The following is a 23,278-nucleotide window of genomic DNA, read 5'->3' on the forward strand; positions in this document are numbered from 1 at the left end:
GACCTTCGTTGCTGGCCTCGACGGAGCGCGCACTCGGGCTCCTCGTCGAAATCCCGGCGGCCATTTTGGTGGTCGCCGAGATCGCAATCCTGTTTGCCGGCGTGGTCGCGCGCTACGGGCTGCACAGGCCGCTGATCTGGTCGGACGAGCTTGCCTCAATCCTGTTCCTGTGGCTCGCCATGCTGGGCGCGGCGGTCGCGTTCCGCCGCTCCGAGCACATGCGCATGACCGCGGTTGTCGCCAGCACCAGGCCGGCCACGCGGGCCTGGCTCGATCTGGTTGCGACCTGCGCGGCGCTGGCCTTCCTGGCGCTGATCGTCTGGCCGTCCTGGGACTACGCCTACGAGGAAAGCTTCATCACCACGCCGGCGCTGCAGATCTCCAATATGTGGCGCGCCGCGGCGCTGCCGGCCGGAATCTGCCTGATGGCGGTGTTCGCGCTGTTGCGGCTGCTGCGCGCAGCCGATTACCGCATGGTGCTGACGGCCGCGGTTGCCGTTGCCGTCATCGTCGGCTTGTTCTGGCTGGCGCAGCCTTATCTGCGGCCGCTCGGCAATCTCAACCTCGTCATCTTCTTCGTCGGCGTCGCCGGCTTCTGCGTCTTTGCCGGTGTTCCCATCGCGTTCGGCTTCGGGCTCGCCATCTTCGGCTATCTGGCACTGACCACGCGGACGCCGGTCATGGTGCTGGTCGGGCGGATGGACGAGGGCATGAGCCACCTCATCTTGCTCTCGGTGCCGCTGTTCGTATTTTTGGGGCTCCTGATCGAAATGACCGGCATGGCACGGGCCATGGTGGCGTTCCTGGCGAGCCTGCTCGGCCATGTCCGCGGCGGGCTGCATTACGTCCTGGTCGGCGCGATGTATCTGGTCTCCGGCATCTCCGGCGCCAAGGCCGCCGACATGGCGGCGGTCGCGCCTGTGCTGTTCCCGGAGATGAAGCAGCGCGGCGCCAAGCCCGGCGATCTCGTCGCGCTTCTTGCGGCCACCGGCGCGCAGACCGAAACCATTCCGCCGAGTCTCGTGCTGATCACGATCGGATCCGTCACGGGCGTCTCGATCGCCGCTTTGTTCACCGGCGGCCTGCTGCCCGGGGTGGTGCTGGCGATCACGCTGTGCATGCTGGTGTGGTGGCGCTACCGCCACGAGGACATGAGCCATGTCCGTCGCGCCACAGGCGGCGAGATCGGCAAGACCTTTATCATCGCCCTGCCCGCGCTCGCGCTGCCATTCGTGATCCGCTACGCCGTGGTCGAAGGCATCGCGACTGCCACCGAAGTCTCCACCATCGGCATCGTCTATGGCGCCCTGGTCGGCCTCTTCGTCTACCGCCGCTTCGACTGGCGGCGGCTGTTTCCCATGCTGGTCGAAACCGCCGCGCTGTCGGGCGCGATCCTGCTGATCATCGGCACGGCCACCGGCATGGCCTGGGGCCTGACGCAATCAGGCTTCTCGCGCGCGCTGGCGGCGGCCATGACCGGACTGCCGGGCGGCGCGGCGACCTTCATCGCCGTCTCGATCCTGGCCTTCACCATCCTCGGCAGCGTGCTGGAGGGCATCCCGGCGATCGTGCTGTTCGGGCCGCTATTGTTTCCGATTGCGCGTGCGGTCGGCGTGCACGAGGTGCACTATGCCATGGTGATCATTCTCGCCATGGGTATCGGGCTATTCGCCCCGCCCTTCGGGGTCGGCTATTATGCCGCCTGCGCCATCGGACGCGTCGATCCGGCCGAAGGCATCAGGCCGATCTGGGGTTATCTGCTGGCGCTGCTGGTAGGATTGATCGTCGTCGCCGTGTTTCCGTGGATCTCCATCGGATTCCTGTAACCGGCGCGTGAGGGAGGTGTCGATGAGCGAGCGGCAGAACCAGTACAATATCGGTCTCGACAAGACGCCCGCCAACTACGTGCCGCTGACCCCGTTGAGCTTCCTTGCGCGCAGCGCCGCGGTCTATCCCGATCACGTTAGCACAGTCTACGAGGGGCGCAGCTTCACCTGGCGCGAGACCCATGAGCGCTGCAAGCGCTTTGCTTCGTATCTTGCCGGCAAGGGTATCGGCGTCGGCGACACCGTCGCGGCGATGCTGCCGAACATTCCGGCGATGAACGAGGTGCATTTCGCCGTACCCATGACGGGTGCCGTGCTCAACGCCCTGAACATCCGGCTCGATGCGCCTTCGATCGCATTTCAGCTCGACCATGGCGGCGCAAGGATCATTCTGGTCGACCCGGAGTTTTCCGGCGTGATCACCGATGCGCTCACGCAGATGAGTGGTCCAAAACCGTTCGTGATCGACGTCGACGACGCCGCCTTCAAGGGCGGCAGGCGCATCGGCGAGATCGAGTACGAGACCGCCGTCGCGCAAGGCGATCCTGACTTCACCGCCATCCCGCCGAAGGACGAATGGGATGCGATCGCGCTGAGCTACACTTCTGGCACCACGGGAAATCCCAAGGGCGTCGTGACCCATCATCGCGGCGCCTATCTGAATGCCGTCAGCAACATCCTCGCGGGCCAACTCGGCCAGCATCCGGTCTATCTCTGGACGCTGCCGATGTTCCACTGCAACGGCTGGTGCTTCCCTTGGACCATTGCGGCGGCCGCCGGCATCAATGTCTGCCTGCGCAAGGTCGAGCCGACCAAGATTTTCGAGCTGATCAAGCAGCACGGCGTCACCCACATGTGCGGCGCGCCGATCGTCTACAACACGCTGATCAACGCGCCCGATGCACCGAGGAACGGCACTGCCCGCCGAGTCGTCGGGCTGATCGCCGGTGCCGCGCCGCCGGTCGCGGTGCTCGAAGGCGCCGAGAGCATCGGGATCAAGCTGACGCACGTCTACGGCTTGACCGAGGTCTACGGCCCCGCCTCTGTCTGCGCCGAGCAGCCAGGCTGGGATGATCTGCCCGCAGCCGAGCGCGCCAGCTTGAAGCGGCGGCAGGGCGTGCCCTACCCGCTCGAGGAAGGCGTCACCGTCATCGATCCCCAGACCATGAGGCAGGTGCCGCGCGACGGCGAGACCATCGGCGAAGTCATGTTCCGCGGCAACATCGTGATGAAGGGCTACCTCAAGAACGACAAGGCGACGAAGGAAGCTTTCGAAGGCGGCTGGTTTCACACCGGAGACCTCGGCGTGCTCGACGCGCACGGCTACGTCATCATCAAGGATCGCTCCAAGGACATCATCATCTCCGGCGGCGAGAACATTTCCTCTGTCGAGGTCGAGGACATCCTTTACAAGCACCCCGCCGTGCTGTTCGCCGCCGTGGTCGCAAAGCCCGATCCGAAATGGGGCGAAGTGCCCTGCGCCTTCGTCGAGCTGAAGAACGGCGCCAGCGCGAGCGAAGCCGACATCATCGCCTTCTGCCGCTCGCATATGAGCGGCTTCAAGACGCCGAAGGCCGTCGTGTTCGGGCCGATCCCGAAAACGTCGACGGGAAAGATCCAGAAATTCCTGCTGCGCAACGAAGCGGGATCGGCGAAGGCGATCTCGGCCTGAGCTTGTCTCGACCTCCGCGGCGGTTGCGTGCCGCCGCGAAGTCGTTTCGCAGTTTCGACGAGGTCGGGTTCGCCGAGCCTCCCGCCCTCACATCTTCTTATAGGCGTCAACCAGGGCCTGGCCGTCGGCTCCCGCCTTCTTGAGCCAGTCGGCGGTGAGCTGTTCGCCGATCTTCTGGAATCCGGCCTTCAGGGCCGGGCTCGGCGGCTCGACCGTCATGCCCTTGGCCTTGAGCTGATCGATGTACCAGGTGCTCTTGTCCTGCCAGGCCTTCCAGCCGCGAGTTTCCGCGGTCGCGGCGGCCTTGAGGATGGCCTCCTGGGTCGGCTTGTCGAGCGCCTCGAACGCGGCCTTGTTGACGAAGGTGTAGTCCTTCGGGATCCACGCCTGCACATCATAGAAGTATTTCAGCGACTCCCATGCCTTCGCATCGTAGCCCGTGCCGCCGGACGACATGAAGGAGTTCACGACGCCGGTGGCAAGCGCCTGCGGCAGCTCGGCGGCCTGAATGGTGACCGACTGCGCGCCGACCAGCTCGCCAATACGCGCGGTCCCAACGTTGTAAGCCCGCCATTTCAGGCCCTTCATGTCTTCGATGGTCGCAAGCGGCTTGCTGACATAGACGCCCTGCGGCGCCCACGGCACGACGAACAGCAGCTTGAGCCCCTGCGCATCGAGCTTCTTCGTAATCAGCGGCTTCGACGCCTGATACAGCTTCATGGCGTCCGGAAAGCTGGTCGCCAGAAACGGCACCACATCGACCCCGTACACCGGATCCTCGTTCTCGTGGATCGACAGCAAGACTTCGCCCATCTGCGCCTGCCCGGTCATCACCGCGCGCTTGATATCGGGCGCCTTGAACAGCGAGGCGCCGGGATGAACCGTGATCTGGAGCTTGCCGGAAGTGGCAGCTTCGACGTCCTTGGCGAAAGCAACGAGGTTCTCGGAGTGCGGATTGTCGGCCGGATACGCTGCCGGCAGATTCCATTTGGTCTGAGCCAAAGCGGGTGTCGCGGCCAGCACGGCGCCGGCGATCAGGGATGCGCGGAATAAACGAGACATCATCGGGCTTCTCCTCACAGTCAATTTCAAAACGGTACGCTCAGTCTGGGAAGGCGAGCTTGGGCAAGAACATCACGATCTGCGGATATTCCGTGATGATGAACACGGCCGCGAGCAGCAGGACAAAGAACGGGAACGCCGCCCGCGCAACGGTGAAAGTGTCTCGCCCGCTCATGTTCTGGAGCACGAACAGATTGAAACCAACCGGCGGCGTGATCTGCGCCATCTCGACGTGGATGATGAGATAGACCCCGAACCAGACCAGGTCGAGACCGGCCTGCCTAACCATCGGCAGCACGATCACGGCGGTGAGGACGATCATTGAGATGCCGTCGATCAGGCATCCCAGGATGATGTACATGATACTCAGATACAGCGCGAGCATGCCCGGCGTGAGCTGCTGGCCCTGGACCCAGGTGGCAAGCGCCGCCGGAATGCCCGTATAGGCCATCGCTGCGGTCGTGTAGGCTGCGCCCGCCAGGATCAGCATGATCATGCAGGTCAGGCGCGTCGCGCTCATGATGCTTTCGAGGAAGTTCTTGCGCGTCAGCGTGCGGCTCCACCACGCCAGCAGCAGCGCGCCCGAAACGCCCCAGGCGGCGCATTCCGTCGCCGTCGCAAAGCCGAGCACGAGCGAGAGGAAGACCGCCAGGATCAGCAACAGGCAGGGCGCAAGCCTGGCCGACTCCCGCAGCTTCTGGCGGAACGGCATCGGGGGATCGCGCGGCGGAATCTTCTTCGGGTTCAGCAGCGACCAGATGATGATGTAGCCGGAATAGAGCACCATCACGAGCACGCCGGGCAGGAAGCCGCCGAGGAACACCTGAAGCACGGAGACATTCGCCGTGACCGCATAGACCACCATCGGGATCGACGGCGGGATCAGCAGGCCGAGCGTACCGGAGCCCGCGAGCGAGCCGAGGCTAAGGCTCTTGTCGTAACCACGCTTGTCCAGTTCGGGCAGCGCGATCTTGCCGATGGTCGCACAGGTCGCCGCCGACGAGCCCGACACCGCCGCGAAGATGCCGCAGCCGATCACGTTGACATGGGTGAGACGCCCCGGCAGCCACTGAACCCAGGGCGACAGGCCTCGAAACATTTCCTCGGATAATTTGGTGCGGAAGAGGATCTCGCCCATCCAGATGAACAGCGGCAGCGCGGCCAGCGTCCATGACGAGCTTGCGCTCCATGTCGTGGTCGCAAGCACCGAGCCGAGCGGCAGGCTCGTGGTCAGCGCCATCGCCACGAAGCCGACGAGCCCGAGCGATACCGCGATCCAGATGCCGCTTCCCAGCAGCACGATCATGACCCCGAGCAGTATGAACGACAGTTCGATCATGCCGAGATTGGCCATCGTCAACCTCCGCCGCCCTGTGAGATCCGCTCGATGAATTCGTCCGGGGTCTCGTCCGGCGAGCCCTTTTCGTAGCTCGGCCGGTTGCCGCTGACGACACTGATCATTTCATCTATGAGCGCGATCGAGAGGATCACGAGTCCGCCGGAAAACCCGAGCTGCGGAATCCAGAGCGGAAGCGCGACGACGCCCTGCGCCACATCGTTGAAGCGCCAGGAATCGTAGGTCATCTGCACGGCATGCCGGGTGAAATAGAGGATGAAAGCGGCGGCAATACCGAGGGCCACGACCTCCGCAACCTGCTTGGTGCGTCCATGCAGACGCTCCAGCAGCAGGCCGACGCGGATCATCTCGCCGCGCTTGAAGGTGTGAGCGAGGCCGAGGAATGCCATCGCCGCCATGCACCAGGAGGCGAAATCATCGCCGGCGGGAATGTTGACCGCAAACTGGCGCCCGATCGACATGATCATCATGATTGCAAAGATCGCAACCATGAAGGCGCCGGCGGCGTAGCCCGCACCGAGATAAAGGAGATCCAGCGCGCGTCGCACCGGTCCCCGGCTCGTGACATCGTCCCCTGCCAACGCGATCCCCATCCTCACACGAGGCGATTCAGACAGTCCCGGCGATCGTACGTCGCACGCCGGTCCTGCATGGATATCACCTCTGCCCAGCGCCCTGTCTTTCAGACGTTAGATCAACATGATGGGGCTAGCGCAAGCAAGCAGTATGCCGGCTCTCGCCGAAATTTCCACCGCAGGTTCAGCGGGTCTCCAGCCGCAGCCCATCATACGCGGGCACCACGCCCGCCGGCAGCGACTGCCGGATCACCTCATAATCGACATCGGCCGTCATATTGGTGATGACGGCGCGCTTCGGCTTGAAGCGCTCGATCCAGGACAACGCGTCGTTGATGCTGAAATGACTGACATGGCTGGTGTAGCGGAGGCCATCGACGATCCAGAGATCCAGATTTTCCAGTGCGCCCCAGCTCTCGCGCGGGATGTCGTTGAGGTCGGGTGTGTAGGCGGCATCGCCGATGCGATAGCCCAGCGCGGGAATGTTGCCGTGCTGCACCAGGAAGGCGGTCATCGTCACCGCGCCACCCTTTCCCTGGATGGTCTGGCTTTCGCCGGCCTCGATCGACTGCGCCGTCAGGATCGGCGGATAGTCGCTGCCCGCCGGCGAGACGAAGCAATAGGAAAACCGCGACATGATGTCGTTCGCGGTCGTCTGATTGAGATAGGTCGGAATCCGCCGGCGCATGTGCATCACGACCGAACGCAGATCGTCCATGCCGTGGGTCTGATCGGCGTGCTCGTGGGTCAGGAACACTGCATCGATGTGGTCGACATTGGTCGAGAGCAATTGCTCGCGCAGGTCCGGCGAGGTGTCGATCACGATACGCGTGGTGCCCTCGTCCGATGTCTGCTCCACCAGCAGCGAACAGCGGCGACGGCGGTTCTTGGGATTGGTGGGATCGCAGGCACCCCAGCCGAGTGCCGGGCGCGGCACGCCGGCGGAGGAGCCGCAGCCCAGGATCGTCAGCGTCAGCGTCATGCGGCTCCCAGTTCTAAGCTTTCACCCTGGAGAACAGGCGAAAGAAGTTTTCGCTTGTCTGGCGCGAGATCTCGTCAAACGACACGCCGCGTGTTTCGGCGAGCACTTTTGCGACCTCGACCACATAGGCCGGTTCGTTGCGCTTGCCCCGGAACTTGCCGGGCGCAAGGTAGGGCGAGTCTGTTTCAACCAAAATGCGGTCGGACGGCAGTTCGGCCGCAAGCGCGCGCAGGGCCTCGGACTTCTTGAAGGTCAGGATGCCCGTGAAGCCGATATAGAGCCCGAGCGAGACCGCCTTCAGCGCCAGCTCGCGCCCGCCGGTGTAACAATGCAACACGGCGCGAAACGATCCTTTTTCCGTCTCCTCTTCTAGGATACGGCCGCAATCATGGTCCGCCTCGCGGGTGTGGATTACCAGCGGCAAGCCGGTGGCGCGGGCGGCAGCGATGTGGGCACGAAAGCCCCTCGCCTGCGCCTCCGGCGAGCCGTTGTCGTAGAAATAGTCGAGCCCGGCTTCGCCGAGCGCGACGACCTTGGGGTGCTGCGTCAGCGCAATCAGCTCGTCCGGCGCGATGCCGTCTTCCTCATCGGCGTTATGCGGATGGGTGCCGACCGAGCAATAGACGTCGTCATAGCGCTCGGCGATAGACAAAAGCTGGTTCAGCTTTTTCACCCGAGTCGAAATGGTGACCATGCGGCCGATGCCGGCCGCTCGCGCCCGCGACACGATCCCGTCGAGATCCTCCGCAAAATCCGGAAAATCCAGGTGGCAGTGGCTGTCGACCAGCATGGTGCGAACGCCTTTAGGCTGCCGGCTCGATGTAGCGCGGGAAGGCCGGCGTCGGCGCGGGCAGCGTCGTACCGGGCGCGATGCGCGTTGCACCGCCGAGCGCGGCGAAGTTGCGCTCCCCTTCGGGGATCCCGAGGCTGTTCAGCAGCAATCCCGAGGCCGTCGGCATCGCCGGCTGGGCCAGGATCGCGATCTGGCGCGCGACTTCGGCGGTGACGTAGAGCACCGTCCTCTGCCTGACTGGATCGGTCTTGGCGAGCGCCCACGGCGCTTCGCCCGCGAAATAACGGTTGGCTTCCGCGACCACGGCCCACACGGCATTGAGCCAGTGATGGATTTGCTGCGTCGCCATCGCTTCGCGGGACGCCGCGAGCATGCCGTCAGCCTGTGACAGGATCGCCTTGTCGTTGTCGCTGAATTCGCCGGGCTCCGGGAGCACGCCGCCGAGCTGCTTGGCGATCATCGACAGCGAGCGCTGCGCGAGGTTGCCGAGATCGTTGGCGAGATCGGCATTGATGCGCGCGACGATGGCCTCGTGATTGTAGTTGCCGTCCTGGCCGAACGGCACTTCGCGCAGAAAGAAATAGCGCATCTGGTCGACGCCGTACTGGTCGGCGAGGTTGAAGGGATCGACCACGTTGCCGACCGACTTCGACATCTTCTCGCCCCTGCTGAACAGGAAGCCATGGGCATAGACCCGCTTCGGTAGTGGGATCCCGGCCGACAGCAGGAACGCCGGCCAGTACACGGCATGGAAGCGGATGATGTCCTTGCCGATGATGTGCACGTCGGCAGGCCAATAACGCCAGTTCTTGTTGCTCTCGTCGGGGAAGCCGACGCCGGTGATGTAATTGGTCAGCGCGTCGACCCAGACATACATCACGTGCTCTTCGTCACCGGGCACCTTGACGCCCCAATCGAACGTCGTGCGCGAGATCGAGAGATCGCGCAGGCCGCCCCGTACGAAGCTCACCACCTCGTTCTTGCGGGAGTCGGGACCGATGAAATTGGGCTGCGTGTCATAGAGCTTGAGCAGCTTGTCCTGATAGGCCGACAGGCGGAAGAAGTAGCTCTTCTCCTCGACCCATTCGACCGGCGTTCCCTGCGGCCCGAGCCGCACCCCGTCGTCGTTCAGGCGCGTCTCGTCCTCGGCGTAATAGGCTTCGTCACGCACGGAGTACCAGCCGGCATAAATGTCGGCATAGATGTCCCCGTTCGCTTCCATGCGCCGCCAGATCTCTTGGCTGGAGCGATGATGCTGCTCCTCGGTGGTGCGGATGAAACGGTCGAACGACACGTTGAGGCGCTCGTCCATCTGCTTGAAACGGCCGGCATTGCGGGCCGCGAGCTCCGAGACGGACATTTTTTCGCTGGCCGCGGTCTGAACCATCTTCTGGCCGTGCTCGTCGGTGCCGGTCAGGAAGAACACGTCCTTGCCGTCGAGTCGTGCGAACCGCGCCAACGTATCGGTCGCGATTGCCTCATAGGCGTGGCCGATGTGAGGACTGCCATTGGGATAGGCGATCGCAGTCGTGATGTAGAAGACGTTGTCGCGCGCGGGGACGGCCACTGGGGTGGTGGCCTGCGGCGTGGCGACGGACTTCGGTGCGCGCGGGGCCTTGGGCTTCGATACATCGGGCTTCGCAGCCTTCGGCGGCGTGGCGACAGGAGCTAGTGTGGTGGTCACGGCAGGCGCAGCCACCCTCGCCGTCTTGGCTATCTTCTTCGCCGACGCCTTGTTTTTTGCCGAAGTCTCGTTCTTCGCCGAAGCCTTGGCTGGCTTTTTGGTCGCTGTCTTCACCGTCTTCTTGGCAACGACCTGCTTCTTCGCTGCCTTCTTTGCCGTCTTCGCGGCGCTCTTCTTCCCGTTTTTTTTGGCAGCCGTCTTTTTTGTCGTCGTGGCTTTCTTGACCTTCTTGACAGCTTTGCGCGCGCGCGCCTTCACGGCCTTCTTCGTGGCTTTCTTGACGGCTTTTGTGGCAGCCTTCTTCTTGCTGCTCTTGCCCTTAGCGGTTTTCTTAGCTCGCGCTGCCACGACGAATTCCTTTACCGGCTTCTCGAAATTTGGAAACGAACCTGCGTTAGTTTATTGTCTTGAGCATGATCCCATTGGAAAACCGCTGCACAGTTTTCCGGATCATGCTCTAGCGCGTTGCGTCCGCCAGCCAGCCGAACACCGAGAAAACCAAGGGCTTTCGCTCCAGATTGTAGGTTTCGGTGTCGCGCGCGGCGCGGACGATCTTTTCCCATACCTCAGCTAGGCGCGCAAGGCGCGGCAGGTTCTGGTTGGCATTGGCCTCGTCGGCATGCAGGCGTTCCGCGATCCAGCGATCGATGCCGTCGATGAAGGCGGCAAGCGCAACGCGGTCGCTGGTGCCGAGCGATTCGCCGAGCGTGTGCAATTCGCGCGGATCGACCTGCGGCAGTCGCGCCAGCAGCGCGGCCGTACGTTGCTGGAGCTTCAGGGCGTCACCGCCGAGCAGCGTCAGCGCCCGCGCGACGCTGCCCTCGGACGCCTCCGCCGCCTCGCGCAACGCCGGATCATTCGGGTCGAGATCGGCCGCGGTGGCGGCTGCTCCAATCACGTCGTCAATTGCGAGCGCGCGCAGGCGCAGCTTGCGGCAGCGCGACTGAATTGTGGCGAGCACGCGCGCCGGCGCGTGGCTCACCAGCAGGAACAGCGATTGCTGCGGCGGCTCCTCGAGAATTTTCAGCAGCGCGTTGGCGGCATTTGGATTGAGCTCGTCGACGGTATCGACGATGCAGACGCGCCAGCCTTCGGCCGCCGCGGTCGAGCCGAAGAAACCGATCGTCTCGCGCGTCTCGTCCACGGTGATTACCGTGCGCATCACGCCGCGATCGTTGGCGGTGCGCTCCAGCGTCAACAGGCCCCCATGCGAGCTCGCCGCAACCTGCCGCGCCACGGCGTCATCAGGATTGATGGCGAGATCTTCGGCGCGCTGCACCGAAAGCGCCAGCGGCTGGCCGTGAGCGAGCACGAAGCGAGCCATCCGATAGGCCAGCGTCGCCTTGCCTATGCCTTGCGGCCCGCCAATCAGCCAGGCATGCGGGATGCGCCCGCTGCGATAGGCGGCGAGCAGCGCGGTCTCGGCCTCGCGATGGCCGAACAGAACGCTCGTCTCGCGCGGATGAGAAATGGCGGTTTCGCGCTCGGTCTGACGCGGGCTCATATGGACACCACCGATGCCGGCGTCGGAAGCAGGCGATCACGCAACGCGGTCCAGATGCGTCCGCCAACCGTATCAGGGTCGGAATTGGCGTCGATCAGCACGCAGCGCGCAGGATCGTCCGCTGCGATCTTGCGATAGGCCTCGCGCAGACCTTGATGGAAACCGAGCTTCTCGGCCTCGAACCTGTCCGGCGTGCCGCTGCCGCGGCGTGCGGCCGCGCGCTGCAAGCCGATCTCGACCGGCAGATCAAGGATGATGGTGAGGTCCGGCTTGAGATCTCCGATCGTGACCCGCTCCATCGCGTTGATCAGCGCCGCCGGTACCCGGCCGAGGCTGCCCTGATAGGCCCGCGTCGAGTCGGCGAAGCGGTCGCACAGCACCCAGGTGCCCTGGTTGAGCGCGGGCTGGATCACGGTGCGGACATGGTCGTCGCGCGCGGCCGCGAACAGCAACGTCTCGGCCTCGGGTCCGAGCAGTTTGCCCATGCCTGACAGCACCAGATGCCGCATGATCTCGGCGCCCGGCGAGCCGCCCGGCTCGCGCGTGACGAGGATGCGCATCCTGGCTGCCTTGAGACGATCGGCGAGCTTCTTGATCTGGGTCGACTTGCCAGTGCCCTCGCCGCCTTCAAAGGTGACGAAACGCCCGCGTCCGGACGGCCACTTTACCGCACTTTCACTCATGATCAGAGCTTCTCGGCGCCCGCACGGAACATGCCGATCACGAGCTCGCTGGCGCCGTCGATCGCGCGGCGCACGGTCGAGCCAGTGCCGATCGCGTCTGCAGCATAGACCGGCGTCTCCACCGCGATGTTGCCGCTGCGCCAGACCCTGACCAGCCCGACCTTCTGCCCCGCCTCGACCGGCGCGCGCACCGGGCCGCTATAGACGACGCGCGCGATCAGCTTGTCGCTGCCGTTCTTGTGCACCATCACTTTCACGGGCGTCTTGGCGACCAGTTTCACCGAACGGCTCTCGCCGCCGAACACCTTGGCGTAGCCGACGGGCTGATCGGCCGCGATCAGGGTGCGGGTCTCGAAATTGCGAAAACCCCATTCCAGCATCTTCTTGGCTTCGGTGGCGCGATCTTCGGGGTCTTCCAGCCCGTTGACGACGACGATCAGCCGCGTGCCGTTCTGCACGGCCGAGCCGACCATGCCGTAGCCGCCTTCCTTGGTGTAGCCGGTCTTCAGACCGTCGGCGCCTTCCATGGAATTGAGCAACGGATTGCGGTTGGGCTGGCGGATCTTGTTCCAGGTGTATTCCTTCTCGCCGAACAGTTTATAGAATTCGGGGAAATCGAGAATGATGTGCCGGGCGAGGATGCCGAGCTCGCGCACCGTCATCTTGTTGGCGGGGTCGGGCAAGCCGTTGGAATTGCCGAAGGTCGACTTCGTCAGGCCAAGCTCGCGGGCGCGCTTGGTCATGAAGTCGGCGGCGAAAATCCGCTCGTTGCCCGCCATGGCTTCGGCGAGCGCAATGCAGGCGTCGTTGCCGCTCTGGATGATCGCCCCGTGCAGGAGATCGTCGACGGTGACCTTGCTGTTGATCGCGGCGAACATGGTCGAGCCGCCGGAGGGGGCGCCGCCCTTGCGCCAGGCGTTCTCGCTGATCCGGTATTCGTCGGTCAGCTTGATGTCGCCCTTCTTGATGGCGTTGAAGACGACCTCGGCGGTCATCAGCTTCATCATGCTGGAGGGCGCGCGCAGTTCGTCGGCGTTCTTCTCGAACAGCACGCTGCCACTGGAAGCTTCGATCAGGATCGCGGTCGGGGCGTCGCCGTCGAAGCCGGCATCATCTGCTTTCTTGGCGCCCTGGACGCTCTGGTTGGCGGCGTAGAGCGCCCCGCCCCAGCCGATGGCCGCGACCAGAGCCGTCGCGATCAGCCCACGCGCCAGCGCTCCGGCGGTGAACCGGCTGCGCCCCAACGAGGAAAGATGAAATTCCATGGCCAAGCCCTGAGAGCGGCGTTCTAACAGTTGGAGCCAGTGCGAACAACACGGGGTGGCCGCTTGTCCCGAGATTGCACGATTCTCGTCCCGCCCCTATCGTGGCACCTCAGATTTTCTGACCAAACCCCTGAAACAAGGCGGAAAAGCGATGTCCTCCACCCGCGCGATCAAGGCCAATGGCATCGACCTGTTTATCCGCGAAGCCGGTCAGGGGCCGCTGGTGGTGCTGTGCCACGGCTGGCCGGAACTCTCCTACTCCTGGCGCCACCAGATCCCGGCGTTGGCGCAGGCCGGATTTCGCGTCGTCGCCCCTGACATGCGCGGCTACGGCCAAAGCTCAGCGCCGCCTGAGGCGACGGCCTATTCGATCTTCGACACGGTCGGTGACGTCGTCGGCCTCGTGCAGGCACTTGGCGAGACCAAGGCGATGGTGGTCGGCCACGATTGGGGTGCTCCGGTGGCCTGGCACGCGGCGCTGTTCCGGCCCGACATCTTCACGGCTGTCGCTGGCCTGAGCGTGCCGCCGCCCTTCCGCGGCCGCGGCAAGCCGCTCGACCTCCTGCGCCAGGGCGGCATCAGCAATTTCTATTGGCAGTATTTCCAGGCGCCCGGCATTGCCGAGGCCGAGTTCGAGCACGACGTCGCGCGCACCATGCGCATCGTGCTCGGCGGGCGGGGCCTTGCCGATCCCTCCGCGGCAATGTTCGTGCAGGAGGGCAAGGGCTTCCTCGGCCACGGCAACCCGGAGGAGCCTCTGCCGGCCTGGCTCAGCGAGACTGACCTTGCCTATTTCACTGAAGCCTTCCGCAAATCCGGTTTTCGTGGCGGGCTGAACTGGTATCGCAACCTCGACCGCAATTGGGAGCTGACGGCGCCCTGGCAGGCTGCGCAGATCCACCAGCCCTCGCTCTTCATTGCCGGCTCGAAAGACGCCGTCATCACCGGCCTGATCGGAGCCAAGCGCGTCAACGAGCTCGAGCGCGTGCTGCCCAATCTGAAGCGAAAGCTGATCATCGAGGGCGCCGGCCATTGGGTCCAGCAGGAGCGGCCCGACGAGGTGAATGCGGCGCTGGTGAGGTTCTTGAAGGAAAGCGCGGCTCAGTAGAGGCCGCGGCCGCTCAGGATGCCGCGGGCCTCAGCAGCCCCGTCCGAGGCGTAGGCGCCGGACGGCGCGCTCTCGGTCGCATAGCGTCCGTCCCCATCATAGGACACGGCGCGGGCGTTCTGGAGCGCCCGGCCCCGGTTACGGCTCGAGGCCGACATTTCCGAGGTCGCACTGAGTGAAGCCATGTCGGCGGAGGTGTTGCCGAGATTGTAGGGCCGTCCCTCCGGCGTCGGAACGTCGCCGCGCATGGCGCCGCGGTTCGACGACGGCAACTCCGGCACGAACGGCCTCGCCGAGGCGACACGGACCATCGAGGGTGACGGCGCCGGGGTCCCGGTGCGCAAGGTCGCCATCAGCTGGCGGTCGTCGGAGCCTTCCAGCGGCGCCCGCCCGACATATTCGACACGGACCTTGGCGATGCCATTGCCTTTGAATTCAAGCAGTTCGGCGGCCTTGTTCGAGACGTCGATGAGCCGGTTGCCGTGGTAGGGCCCGCGGTCATTGACGCGGACGATCAGCGACTTGCCGTTCGAGACGTTGGTGACCCGCGCATAGGACGGCATCGGCAGGGTCGGATGCGCCGCGGTCAACGAGCCCATGTCGAACACTTCGCCATTGGCGGTCAGGCGGCCGTGGAAATCGTCGCCGTACCAGGACGCCATGCCTTCGGCGCGGTAGTTGACGTCCTCTTCGGGCACATAGGTCCGGCCACCCACCACGTAGGGCTTGCCGACGCGGTAGGCGCCGCCGCCCTTCGGCACCGGATCGCCCAAAGCCACCACCCGGGGGCTCGAGGACACGCCGTATTTCGGATCGACGCGGCTGGCGAATTTGTTGGAGGAGGCGCAATTGGCGAGCGCAAGGCAGGTCGCGGCCATCGCAGCAGCGCGCGCGACCCGCAAAACCGAATCTGACCGACGGATCCCCATTCGCCCCAAATACCATTTCGCCGGAGGCGTACCTAACCCGCTTTGGCTACGGGGCAGCGCTATCCGATCCTTTGCTCCGAGGCGGCCCACCACCGCGTCGGAAGTGGTAACGATAACGCAACCCGAACACGGCGGAAATGGGGAGCCCACAGCGTTCACGCCGGGATGGTAAACGGGGCGTATGCGTTCGCCCCGTTGAACTACGGGGCGCGGGCGCCCTGCTCTGTGCCGTGGCCGGACATTCTGTTGCGCCAAATCCTCACTCCACCCCCATTGTCGCGCCGCTCACTGGAATTCTTTTGACTGTGCAAGGCCGCCCGCGTTTTCTCGCGTGCAGGGCGGAATGGAATAAGACGATGATCGAGACGGTTTCGGCACTGATGGGTTTGGTAAGCGCGGGGATCTTCCTGGCCCATGCGTTTGAAGGTTACCGCACGAGGGCCTGAGGCACTCGCGCGGGCGGCTAGCATCACCCTTTCAAGACGGCGCGTTCGGACATTTTTAAGCGATCCGATCGAGCATCGCAGACGAGAGCGGCAGGTGTCTCATGCGCAACCATGACCTCGTATCCGATGGCTTCCTGGCATTGACCGCCGGTGGTTTGGTCCTGCTGTGCTCCAGCCTCGTGGCCTTGGCCTTCGCCTGAGCACCCGGCATTTCCCGAAAAAATACGCTTAGCGCAGTCCAAGCAGCGATCGCCGGTAGAGGCTGTCACGGGCTTCGCTCAGGCAGACGAAGCTGCCGTCAAATCCCTGGGCGTACCGCTTCTGGCCTTTGCCGTAGTAGACGCCTTTGCTGAAATCGAGCCAGACGACCCGGTCGTGCGGGCAATGACGCTGCGCCTGCGCCTCGTAGCGAAATGGCGTCAGCGGCGTGGCCGATACCTCAGCGCCGCTGCAGCCGACCAGGATCGCAGCAGCGAGCGCGACCGCGCCGGGCGATGTGCCGAAGCTGCTCCAAAATACTCCTCCGCAAGACACCACCCGCCTCCCGATCCCAGCCGTCGAGGGCCGGCTTGCTTCACTTGTCCGCTTCGAGTTGCTGCAACGCCTGGTGCAAGCATTCCTGAAGCTTGGCTGCGACCTGGTCGCGCGCGACGCCTTTGGCGGCGAGATCGCCTGCCACCTTGTCGAGGATCTCGCCCATCGACTGGTTCTCCAGATGGTCCGTCACCAAGGCCGTCGCGTAGCTGGCCACGGCATCGCCGCTGAGGCCGAGTTGGGTTGCAGCCCAGAGCCCGAGCAGCTTGTTGGACCGGGCCGTGGCCTTGAACATGAGCTCCTCGTCGTGGACGAATTTGGCCTCGAAGCCCTGCTCGCGCTTGTCGAACGTGGTCATGGTCAGCTCCAATGTCGTTTTCGCTGATCGGGATCGGACTGGCTGGAAGCGAACGTCTCCGTGGTTCACGTCAGGGTCATCTGAAGCTTCCGGCGGAAGCCAAGCGCCGTCAAGCCCGCTCGGCTGCGCCCACCGGGCGTCTGCAGGGCACCGAACAGCTCTACGCCAGCCAGCTCAGCTAGGGAGGGATGTTCACTATTTGTTAAGCAGACTCAGCGCCGCATGGCCCGGGGACATCGAGAGCTGACGCATGAACAAAGAACTGCGGGAGTTTCGACGGCTTGAACGGGTCTGCCTGGAGCAGGCAGCCCTCTCCACCATGGACCTCGCGCGAGGCGGGTTGCTCAAGGTCGCTGATGATTGTCGCGTCGCAGCCGAAGCGATCGAGGCACAATCGCCTCGCAGACCTTTCGCAAGTGCCGTCCAGGCGCTGAAGCAGGCGTTGAGCGTGACGCGCGTCCCGAACCGGCACTGAGGCCAGCGCTCGCGGGCAATGACATCTTTGACGGGGCGACCGCGTGCGGTCAGCCCTTGGCCTCCGTCTGCTCACGTGCCAACCTTTCGGCTCTCAGCCGTTCCTTGTTGGCATAAAACGCCTTCTGCGCCGCTTCGTGATCGCGCATGGCTTTCTCGGCTTCGATACGGCGTGTCGCATCGCGCGCCTGCCGCTGCTCGGGAGTCAAAGGCTTGCGCCGGTAGGAAATGTCTTCCGTCATGGCCAGATAACGCGGGGGTGAGGAAAGAGTTCCTCATAATCACGCTGAGCGGCACTGCGGCCGACTTCACAATGTGCGAAAACAATCCCATGCACAGTAGCCAAGCCCTTCTGCAGACAACACTTTTTATCGCGCTGACGGTGCGTTTGAGCCGATGGAGATCTCGATGTCTGCGATGACAGGCAAATGGTCCGAATAGGCCCTCGCCCCTTCGTCGGTCCAGACTTTCCCGATCCGGCTGTCGGACGTTGCATAGATCCGGTCAAGCCGCAGCAGGGGCAAATGCGACGGGAAAGTTCGCAGCCGCGTCCGGTTCGGGCAGACCTGCGCGAGCACGCGCCGCACCGATTTGATCCAGAACCAGTCGTTGAAATCCCCGAGCACGACGGTTCTTCCAGGTTTCACCAGGCTCACCAGCGCCTGAGCCTGCGCATGGCGCTCGTGGATGCTCAAGCCGAGATGCGTGGCCACCACGCGGACATCGCCAACCGGCGTCAGCAGTCCCGCGGCGATCGCTCGGCGCGGCTCGCGCTCACGATACGACACGTCGACGATCTCGGGCGGGCCGGAGAATGGGAAGCGGCTCAGGAGCGTCTGGCCATATTCGCCATCCGCCGTGACGATCGACTTGGCATGAACACGGTGGTCGCCAACGACACTCGCCAGCTTCGCAAACGGATCGTCCGATCGGGATCGCGAATCCACCTCCTGAAGCGCGACGACATCGGGAGCCCATTTGCGAATGATGGAACAGATCCCCTCCAGATCGAACTTCGGATTGAGATTGAAGGTGCCGTGCACATTCCAAGTCATGAAGCGCATCGGCGCCATCAACGCCTCCCGGCGAGCCACGTCGCGACGAATTGCGCGCCTGCGCAGATCGCGAGCCAGCCCAGGAACGCCAGTGCAAGCAGCAATATGTTGACCCAGGACGCATTCCTGGCGAGATCAGCGATCTGAGCACCCAAAACTGCCATCGCGAGAATGCCGGGCGTCATGCCGAGCAGCGTTCCGATCAGGAAGTCACGCAGAGGCAGCGTGCTCGCGCCAGCCACGACATTCACCACCGAGAACGGCGCGATCGGAATCATCCGGATGACGACGACAGCCAGAATGCCCTTGCCGACCACGCGTTCCTGGATGCGCGCGGTACGTCGTCCGAGCAAACGCTGCAGGCGTTCGCGGCCGAGTGCCCGTCCGATCACAAACAGGATAAAGGCGCTGAGCACGACGCCCGTCATCGCGGTAACGAAGCCTAGCCAGGGTCCAAGTGCGGCGGCAGTTGCCGCAATGAGCACGAGAACCGGAAACACGACCAACCCGCCGACGACGAAAGCCGCTATCGCGAATGGCGGCCCCCAGACGGACTGCGAATAGGCAGACAGAAGCGTCGACATCCGGCCCGCGTCGGCGAAATCGCTCAAGGACGTGTACGACCAGGCCATCGCCAGTCCAAGAAGCGCCACGGCTATCGAGACCATCCCGATGATCGTCTTCGTGCTCCACATGCGCGATGCCGCGCGCTCCAGATGTAGAGGCCGCTCGGGGTCCGCCACGGGTTGAACCATCGTGGCCAGAGCGCTGGTCAGCACGGAAGATTCCACGTCCCGCAGCGCCTTCGTCGCACCTTCTCTTGAGACGTCGTCCAGGAGCGCAAAAAGACGATCGTCGTTTTGCGCAACCGTCTGTTCATCGAGACCGCAGAAATGGGCGATCAGGCGACGGCGGACCGAGGCGATGAAATTCCGATGCTCGTCTGAGGCGGCTTCAAAGATCAGGTCGCATTCGCTGTCGGCGCCCATCGATCGATTGTTCAAATTGGCCGAACCGATCCTCAAGATCCGATCGTCGACGATCATGAGCTTGCTGTGCACCATCACGGCCGCTTCCGTATCCCCGTTCCCTGACACCGGGTAGACGAAGCGGATGCGATCGGCGACGCCGGCCGAATTGAAGCAGTCGATGAAGGCGCCCCGGCCATTCTGCATGGCCTGGGATTCCAGCCACGAGGAATGCAGTTTTGGCGTGACGACCACAACCCGAAGCGAAGGCACGCGCAGCATCTGCTCTGTCAATTCGCGCGCGATCTTGGTGGCGCTGGTGAACTGGTTCTCGATGTACACGAAGCTCGTCGCGGACCGGATCGCTGCGATCAACGAGCGTTCCACCTCCCTGATTGTCGAACCTGCCGGACAAACCACCTCGGTCCTGGCGATACCCACCGGCATATGCCGGGCCTCGACCGGCACATTCGCTGGCCAGCGCAAGCTTTTCAGCGGGCGCCGATCATCAATCTGTTGGCCCGCCGCGCGCCAGCGTTGCTCCACGAGGTCGAACAGCCACGCCGCCGCATCCCTGTCGACCACGCATTGAACATCATGAAACGGCAAATATGGCTTGCCCTGGGGATCGCAGCGCAAGGCGTGATCGGCGCTATGATCACTTGTGTCCCAGCGCCTGATCGTCAGATCGAGCCCGCCGACGAACGCCAGTGAACCATCGACACAGACGATCTTCTGGTGTTGGGCCGAACCAAATGGAAGTGTGGAATCCAGGTGAAACCGGACGCGGCTGTCGGTGTCGGCGCTGAATTTGGCCGCGGAATTCCATTCCCTCTCGGAAGCGTAGAACGAGACGAAGTCCCAGACGAGAATGTTGATCCGCAAGGTGGGACACCGTTGGACCAGCGCGCGCAGCAATGGGCCGAGCTGTTCCGGCAAACCATCATCCGCTCGCCCGGACTCTCCGACCAGCCTGGTTTCACTATGAATATCCCAACCGACGATATAGACGAGATCCTGCGCCTGCAGCAGGGCCTCGCGAAGGGCCGCGAAATACGCGGCAGCATCGTTCAGAACCGCCACACGCTGCGCCTCGCACCGCCGCCAGACGGTGTCGCCGGGGATCAGGGTCGATGAGCTCTGAAGCAGGTCAACCTCGCCATTCGCATTCGCGTCTAAACGCACCGAACGCGCGAGGGGTTCCTTGTCGTCATGGCCACGATTCGCGTGCGGCCTGCCCGCATGCTGAGCCACGGCGCTGACCCGCACGATTGCCGCTACTTGGTTCGGACCGCCTTTGCACCTGCGCCCTTCAAGGCGTCCGCGATCTTCTCGGGCGCATCGCCGTGAAAATCCACGGAAACCTCGATCCGGCCTTCCAGTTTCTGATGCCCCTCCGGCGCGGGCGCGGCCTTGGCGTCAGGACCGGCCGGGCGTGTCCCCGACGTGTTCGCGCCACCGACTGCCTGGACGAAGACGTCCGTTCGCGGCACGCCGCATTCCTGCACGACATGCTCAACCGCAAGCTCGGCGCCGCGGCGCGTGTCGAATTCTCCGATGATCGTACTTTCCAAGGGCGCCCTCCGTGGCTGGACCAGCGTGCGAACAACTGGTCAGCGAGGGCCAGGTTCCTGAACGCGCGGGCGTTTAGAACCGAACGATCCCAAACATGAACAGCAGCGCGAGAGTGATCAACCCGGAGACCAGCAGCGAGCCGAGACATCCCAGCCGGTTCGAGAAAAAGAAGAACATGCCTCGCCCGTCCCATAGCTTCGTGCTTGGCTAAGTTCTCCCATTCGACAGCGTTCCTGGAGACGTTTTTGGACGCGCGAACAAGAACTAATCCAAGAACCAATCATCGAGCGGAACGTTTTGTCCGCGATGTCAGACGCTTTTGATTATTTCCGGGCGCATGCGGTCCGAGCCCTTTGCAAGGCCCGGGCGATGCCGCGCGGACGCATGAAACATCTGCAAACCGTCGTGGCCCGGATCTACCACCTGCTGACCAAGGAGGCCGCGTACGGGCCGAATCTGCAGCATATGGACGACTTCCGCGCAGCCCAGAAGCTCGAGAAGTCGCTCGACTGAACTGCAATGACGGCGACGCTGCACGCCCTCCCCCGACGCGTTCAGCGTCCTTTGGGAGTGGTCCCCGACTGCGACTTGCCAAGCCCGGGATTGATGGCGAGCGACGCGCCGGCGGCGCCTCCGGCTTCATAGGCCGTCATCGACACCATCCGGCTGGCGCTACGCTGGGTCCGCATCTTCAGGTCGAGCTTGTCGAACTCCGCATCGACCACCGACGTCTTGAGAACCACCAGCCCGCGGCCGGTGCTTTCGTTGACCTGATCGCGACCGGCCTTGATCGCGACCAGCTTGTCCGCGATCGACGCCACCATCCCGAGCGCGAAGGAGGCATTGGCCAGATGCCGCTCCTGGTGCCGGAACCTGCCGTAGTCGACCGAGGTCTTGAAGCGGCCAAGGTCAGCGCGCACGGCACCGTCGATCAATTCGGCCAGATAATGCGCGACCTCGACATCCGCGCCGAGACCGAAGAACACATAGCGGTTGTCGCCGGCCGCGTTCTTCTCGCGCCAGACCCGACAATCGCAGAAATGAGCGATCGCGCCGACGCAGTCGTCCAGCGGAATGCGCTTCTTGCGAAAAGTCTCGTAGACCCTCCGCTCGCACGACGACGCGCGCAGTTCGACGTCGGAGAGCGACAGATCATGTCGATCCAGCAGCTCGGCGACCTTGGCGGCCGCAGACAGTGCCTCGTCCTCGGTGCAGCCATTGGCAATGGTCTTGGAACGCAACGCCTGAATGCGGAGCTTCAGCTTGTCGAGGGAGGCCGGAGTGGAGGTCTGATGCACTGATTACCTGCCGGGTAAACGCGACGGATAGAACTGGTCGGATAGACCGGCGGGAGGGGTCTCTTGTCAACTGTATTGATCTTCGACTTTTTTCGAACGGACCTCACTCCTTCTACGTGCGGTGCACGACTCGCCGCACTGACTATAAAATGCAGAGACGAGGATTCACTACAATCGACGTTCTCGCTCTATTTCCACCGCAGCTGACAAATCATTGTCGGGAGCAGACCACCACAAGCCCAACGAGGTTGCGTTGGCGCCTTGGCGTTGGCGGCTGCGTCTTGTTCACAGTATCGCGAGCTTGCAGTCAGCCGGCTTTGATCCCTGCGCTTGCTGAGTAGTCGGCAGCAGACTGGTGGATTGAAAGACACACTGATCAAGGCCGTCGATCGGTTTTGTGCCGCGACACATTCCTGAAGGGACTGGACCACTGTTAAGGTTTAGCGGTCAGGTTAACCCCAGCAAACGTTTTGCTGAGAGCGTCGAATTCGATATGACCTCGAAATAGAGGAGCATTCGAATGTCCAATAGAACCGCATTTCAAACTGCAGATGCAGACGAGCCCCACAACTTTTTTGATCTCGTCATTCCCCTCACCTTCAGCGCTGTAGCCCTCCTGGCCACAGCTGTTTCGCTGGAGGCGATTGGGTTCATCGCTTGGCAGCCAGCCACCTTTTTGCTTGCCTATATCTTTGGCTGACGCGCGATTGGCTGGCATGAGCGAATTCGAAGGCCTATCTGACCAGTTCATTCTGCGGATGCACGAGTTCATTCGCCAAGAGGTGCAAGCAGATAGGCTAGCCGGCACGCGTTTTATCGGATTGCCAGCGAGGCTGCGCGCGGAAGCTCTTGCAGGGGAAATCAAGCGACGCGGCTTGTTCTGCACGGCAATTGAATGGCCTCAGCATCTTGAGCCTGGAGCGGACAAATACGCACCGACCATTGGACACCGGAAGACGATCTAAAACTCATCGTGCTCACGGCGCGACGCGTCCCGGCTGACCGGATTGCTCGCCTGCCAGACCGCAGATCGCAAATATCGATCCGCGATCGATTGCAACTCCCGCGAACCTGCATCGTGAACAAGAGAATGCCAAAGCTCCCGCGTCGCGGCCTCGGTCTAACCAGTC

General features: G+C 63.5%; 25 protein-coding genes. 8 read left to right on the forward strand and 17 right to left on the reverse strand.

All coding sequences use genetic code 11. The features are described 5' to 3' along the window. Positions 1–8 precede the first annotated feature (8 nt). Positions 9–1,826 carry a TRAP transporter large permease subunit gene (locus IVB47_RS13780; protein WP_247463157.1) on the forward strand — a complete coding sequence of 606 codons (1,818 nt, stop codon included), beginning with the start codon at positions 9–11 and terminating at the stop codon, positions 1,824–1,826. Positions 1,827–1,848: 22 nt separating this feature from the next. Further along, a complete protein-coding gene (locus IVB47_RS13785; RefSeq protein WP_247462142.1) occupies positions 1,849–3,498 on the forward strand; it encodes an acyl-CoA synthetase in 1,650 nt (549 codons plus the stop codon). An 87-nt stretch (positions 3,499–3,585) separates the two neighbouring features. Here IVB47_RS13785 and IVB47_RS13790 read toward each other — a convergent pair whose 3' ends face one another. The 6 genes from IVB47_RS13790 to metG all read right to left on the reverse strand — a co-directional run bounded on the left by IVB47_RS13790 (position 3,586) and on the right by metG (position 9,951). Continuing rightward, the gene (locus tag IVB47_RS13790) at positions 3,586–4,563 is read right to left on the reverse strand and encodes a TRAP transporter substrate-binding protein (protein WP_027566943.1); all 978 of its coding nucleotides are present in this window, start codon (positions 4,561–4,563) and stop codon (positions 3,586–3,588) included. 37 nt (positions 4,564–4,600) lie between these two features. Further along, positions 4,601–5,914 carry a TRAP transporter large permease subunit gene (locus IVB47_RS13795; protein ID WP_247359304.1) on the reverse strand — a complete coding sequence of 438 codons (1,314 nt, stop codon included), beginning with the start codon at positions 5,912–5,914 and terminating at the stop codon, positions 4,601–4,603. 2 nt (positions 5,915–5,916) lie between these two features. After that, positions 5,917–6,510: a TRAP transporter small permease gene (locus IVB47_RS13800; RefSeq protein ID WP_247462143.1), complete on the reverse strand. Its 594-nt coding sequence runs from the start codon at positions 6,508–6,510 to the stop codon at positions 5,917–5,919. A 166-nt stretch (positions 6,511–6,676) separates the two neighbouring features. Further along, positions 6,677–7,474 (reverse strand): MBL fold metallo-hydrolase, encoded by a 798-nt coding sequence (locus IVB47_RS13805; RefSeq protein ID WP_247359305.1) that lies wholly within the window; start codon positions 7,472–7,474, stop codon positions 6,677–6,679. 13 nt (positions 7,475–7,487) lie between these two features. Further along, complete coding sequence (locus IVB47_RS13810; RefSeq protein WP_247462145.1) at positions 7,488–8,264, reverse strand: TatD family hydrolase; 777 nt, start codon at positions 8,262–8,264, stop codon at positions 7,488–7,490. Between the two features lie 13 nt (positions 8,265–8,277). After that, positions 8,278–9,951 (reverse strand): methionine--tRNA ligase, encoded by a 1,674-nt coding sequence (gene metG, locus IVB47_RS13815; protein ID WP_247462147.1) that lies wholly within the window; start codon positions 9,949–9,951, stop codon positions 8,278–8,280. Here metG and IVB47_RS35530 point away from each other — a divergent pair. Continuing rightward, the gene (locus tag IVB47_RS35530; protein WP_247462149.1) at positions 9,944–10,525 is read left to right on the forward strand and encodes a hypothetical protein; all 582 of its coding nucleotides are present in this window, start codon (positions 9,944–9,946) and stop codon (positions 10,523–10,525) included. The two genes, metG and IVB47_RS35530, sit on opposite strands and share 8 nt — an antisense overlap. On the opposite strand, the gene IVB47_RS13825 is transcribed toward IVB47_RS35530, so the two are convergent. Genes IVB47_RS13825 through IVB47_RS13835 form a run of 3 tightly spaced genes read right to left on the reverse strand, consistent with a single transcriptional unit; the run spans position 10,409 to position 13,403 of the window. After that, positions 10,409–11,455 carry a DNA polymerase III subunit delta' gene (locus IVB47_RS13825; protein ID WP_247462151.1) on the reverse strand — a complete coding sequence of 349 codons (1,047 nt, stop codon included), beginning with the start codon at positions 11,453–11,455 and terminating at the stop codon, positions 10,409–10,411. The two genes, IVB47_RS35530 and IVB47_RS13825, sit on opposite strands and share 117 nt — an antisense overlap. Continuing rightward, complete coding sequence (tmk, locus tag IVB47_RS13830; protein WP_247462153.1) at positions 11,452–12,138, reverse strand: dTMP kinase; 687 nt, start codon at positions 12,136–12,138, stop codon at positions 11,452–11,454. Before tmk ends, IVB47_RS13825 begins: the two co-directional genes overlap by 4 nt. Before the next feature lie 2 nt (positions 12,139–12,140). Continuing rightward, on the reverse strand, positions 12,141–13,403 hold the full coding sequence (locus IVB47_RS13835) for a D-alanyl-D-alanine carboxypeptidase family protein (protein ID WP_247462155.1): 1,263 nt from the start codon (positions 13,401–13,403) through the stop codon (positions 12,141–12,143). A gap of 151 nt (positions 13,404–13,554) precedes the next feature. Here IVB47_RS13835 and IVB47_RS13840 point away from each other — a divergent pair, with 151 nt between their 5' ends. After that, a complete protein-coding gene (locus tag IVB47_RS13840) occupies positions 13,555–14,511 on the forward strand; it encodes an alpha/beta hydrolase (protein ID WP_247462157.1) in 957 nt (318 codons plus the stop codon). On the opposite strand, the gene IVB47_RS13845 is transcribed toward IVB47_RS13840, so the two are convergent. The 3 genes from IVB47_RS13845 to IVB47_RS13855 form a co-directional block, all read right to left on the reverse strand. Then, positions 14,505–15,440 carry a septal ring lytic transglycosylase RlpA family protein gene (locus tag IVB47_RS13845; RefSeq protein WP_247462158.1) on the reverse strand — a complete coding sequence of 312 codons (936 nt, stop codon included), beginning with the start codon at positions 15,438–15,440 and terminating at the stop codon, positions 14,505–14,507. The two genes, IVB47_RS13840 and IVB47_RS13845, sit on opposite strands and share 7 nt — an antisense overlap. A 674-nt stretch (positions 15,441–16,114) precedes the next feature. Then, complete coding sequence (locus tag IVB47_RS13850) at positions 16,115–16,420, reverse strand: hypothetical protein (protein WP_247286044.1); 306 nt, start codon at positions 16,418–16,420, stop codon at positions 16,115–16,117. 40 nt (positions 16,421–16,460) lie between these two features. Further along, entirely contained in the window at positions 16,461–16,778 is a 318-nt protein-coding gene (locus IVB47_RS13855) for a DUF1476 domain-containing protein (RefSeq protein ID WP_247398033.1), read from the reverse strand. A gap of 250 nt (positions 16,779–17,028) precedes the next feature. Between IVB47_RS13855 and IVB47_RS13860 the strand changes: the two genes are divergently transcribed. Continuing rightward, positions 17,029–17,253, forward strand: coding sequence for a hypothetical protein (locus tag IVB47_RS13860; protein ID WP_247462160.1), 225 nt, complete (start codon positions 17,029–17,031; stop codon positions 17,251–17,253). Positions 17,254–17,302: 49 nt separating this feature from the next. Here the strand turns inward: IVB47_RS13860 and IVB47_RS13865 are convergent, their stop codons facing one another. The 4 genes from IVB47_RS13865 to IVB47_RS13880 all read right to left on the reverse strand — a co-directional run bounded on the left by IVB47_RS13865 (position 17,303) and on the right by IVB47_RS13880 (position 20,849). After that, the gene (locus tag IVB47_RS13865) at positions 17,303–17,494 is read right to left on the reverse strand and encodes a hypothetical protein (protein WP_007591059.1); all 192 of its coding nucleotides are present in this window, start codon (positions 17,492–17,494) and stop codon (positions 17,303–17,305) included. Positions 17,495–17,620: 126 nt separating this feature from the next. After that, complete coding sequence (locus IVB47_RS13870) at positions 17,621–18,325, reverse strand: endonuclease/exonuclease/phosphatase family protein (RefSeq protein ID WP_247286040.1); 705 nt, start codon at positions 18,323–18,325, stop codon at positions 17,621–17,623. Beyond that, positions 18,325–20,529, reverse strand: coding sequence for a VTT domain-containing protein (locus IVB47_RS13875; RefSeq protein WP_247462162.1), 2,205 nt, complete (start codon positions 20,527–20,529; stop codon positions 18,325–18,327). Before IVB47_RS13875 ends, IVB47_RS13870 begins: the two co-directional genes overlap by 1 nt. 23 nt (positions 20,530–20,552) lie before the next feature. Beyond that, the gene (locus tag IVB47_RS13880) at positions 20,553–20,849 is read right to left on the reverse strand and encodes a hypothetical protein (protein ID WP_247286036.1); all 297 of its coding nucleotides are present in this window, start codon (positions 20,847–20,849) and stop codon (positions 20,553–20,555) included. Between the two features lie 307 nt (positions 20,850–21,156). Between IVB47_RS13880 and IVB47_RS35535 the strand changes: the two genes are divergently transcribed. After that, positions 21,157–21,363 (forward strand): hypothetical protein, encoded by a 207-nt coding sequence (locus tag IVB47_RS35535; RefSeq protein WP_247286742.1) that lies wholly within the window; start codon positions 21,157–21,159, stop codon positions 21,361–21,363. A gap of 41 nt (positions 21,364–21,404) precedes the next feature. On the opposite strand, the gene IVB47_RS13885 is transcribed toward IVB47_RS35535, so the two are convergent. Then, positions 21,405–22,148, reverse strand: coding sequence for a DUF2786 domain-containing protein (locus IVB47_RS13885; protein WP_247286035.1), 744 nt, complete (start codon positions 22,146–22,148; stop codon positions 21,405–21,407). Between the two features lie 520 nt (positions 22,149–22,668). Here IVB47_RS13885 and IVB47_RS13890 point away from each other — a divergent pair. Both IVB47_RS13890 and IVB47_RS13895 read left to right on the forward strand, forming a co-directional pair. Next, complete coding sequence (locus tag IVB47_RS13890) at positions 22,669–22,848, forward strand: hypothetical protein (RefSeq protein WP_247462164.1); 180 nt, start codon at positions 22,669–22,671, stop codon at positions 22,846–22,848. A 16-nt stretch (positions 22,849–22,864) separates the two neighbouring features. Beyond that, complete coding sequence (locus tag IVB47_RS13895) at positions 22,865–23,113, forward strand: hypothetical protein (RefSeq protein ID WP_247398043.1); 249 nt, start codon at positions 22,865–22,867, stop codon at positions 23,111–23,113. The last annotated feature ends 165 nt before the right edge of the window (positions 23,114–23,278 follow it).

This window comes from Bradyrhizobium sp. 62, assembly GCF_023073035.1.
Classification (GTDB): domain Bacteria; phylum Pseudomonadota; class Alphaproteobacteria; order Rhizobiales; family Xanthobacteraceae; genus Bradyrhizobium.

Coding starts and splice junctions, on each gene's coding strand:
- IVB47_RS13785 (WP_247462142.1), top strand. CDS start 1,849: ATGAGCGAGCGGCAGAACCAGTACAATATCGGTCTCGACAAGACGCCC.
- IVB47_RS13790 (WP_027566943.1), bottom strand. CDS start 4,563: ATGATGTCTCGTTTATTCCGCGCATCCCTGATCGCCGGCGCCGTGCTG.
- IVB47_RS13795 (WP_247359304.1), bottom strand. CDS start 5,914: ATGGCCAATCTCGGCATGATCGAACTGTCGTTCATACTGCTCGGGGTC.
- IVB47_RS13800 (WP_247462143.1), bottom strand. CDS start 6,510: ATGGGGATCGCGTTGGCAGGGGACGATGTCACGAGCCGGGGACCGGTG.
- IVB47_RS13805 (WP_247359305.1), bottom strand. CDS start 7,474: ATGACGCTGACGCTGACGATCCTGGGCTGCGGCTCCTCCGCCGGCGTG.
- IVB47_RS13810 (WP_247462145.1), bottom strand. CDS start 8,264: ATGCTGGTCGACAGCCACTGCCACCTGGATTTTCCGGATTTTGCGGAG.
- IVB47_RS13825 (WP_247462151.1), bottom strand. CDS start 11,455: ATGAGCCCGCGTCAGACCGAGCGCGAAACCGCCATTTCTCATCCGCGC.
- tmk (WP_247462153.1), bottom strand. CDS start 12,138: ATGAGTGAAAGTGCGGTAAAGTGGCCGTCCGGACGCGGGCGTTTCGTC.
- IVB47_RS13835 (WP_247462155.1), bottom strand. CDS start 13,403: ATGGAATTTCATCTTTCCTCGTTGGGGCGCAGCCGGTTCACCGCCGGA.
- IVB47_RS13840 (WP_247462157.1), top strand. CDS start 13,555: ATGTCCTCCACCCGCGCGATCAAGGCCAATGGCATCGACCTGTTTATC.
- IVB47_RS13845 (WP_247462158.1), bottom strand. CDS start 15,440: ATGGGGATCCGTCGGTCAGATTCGGTTTTGCGGGTCGCGCGCGCTGCT.
- IVB47_RS13855 (WP_247398033.1), bottom strand. CDS start 16,778: ATGACCACGTTCGACAAGCGCGAGCAGGGCTTCGAGGCCAAATTCGTC.
- IVB47_RS13860 (WP_247462160.1), top strand. CDS start 17,029: ATGAACAAAGAACTGCGGGAGTTTCGACGGCTTGAACGGGTCTGCCTG.
- IVB47_RS13865 (WP_007591059.1), bottom strand. CDS start 17,494: ATGACGGAAGACATTTCCTACCGGCGCAAGCCTTTGACTCCCGAGCAG.
- IVB47_RS13870 (WP_247286040.1), bottom strand. CDS start 18,325: ATGGCGCCGATGCGCTTCATGACTTGGAATGTGCACGGCACCTTCAAT.
- IVB47_RS35535 (WP_247286742.1), top strand. CDS start 21,157: ATGTCAGACGCTTTTGATTATTTCCGGGCGCATGCGGTCCGAGCCCTT.
- IVB47_RS13890 (WP_247462164.1), top strand. CDS start 22,669: ATGTCCAATAGAACCGCATTTCAAACTGCAGATGCAGACGAGCCCCAC.
- IVB47_RS13895 (WP_247398043.1), top strand. CDS start 22,865: ATGAGCGAATTCGAAGGCCTATCTGACCAGTTCATTCTGCGGATGCAC.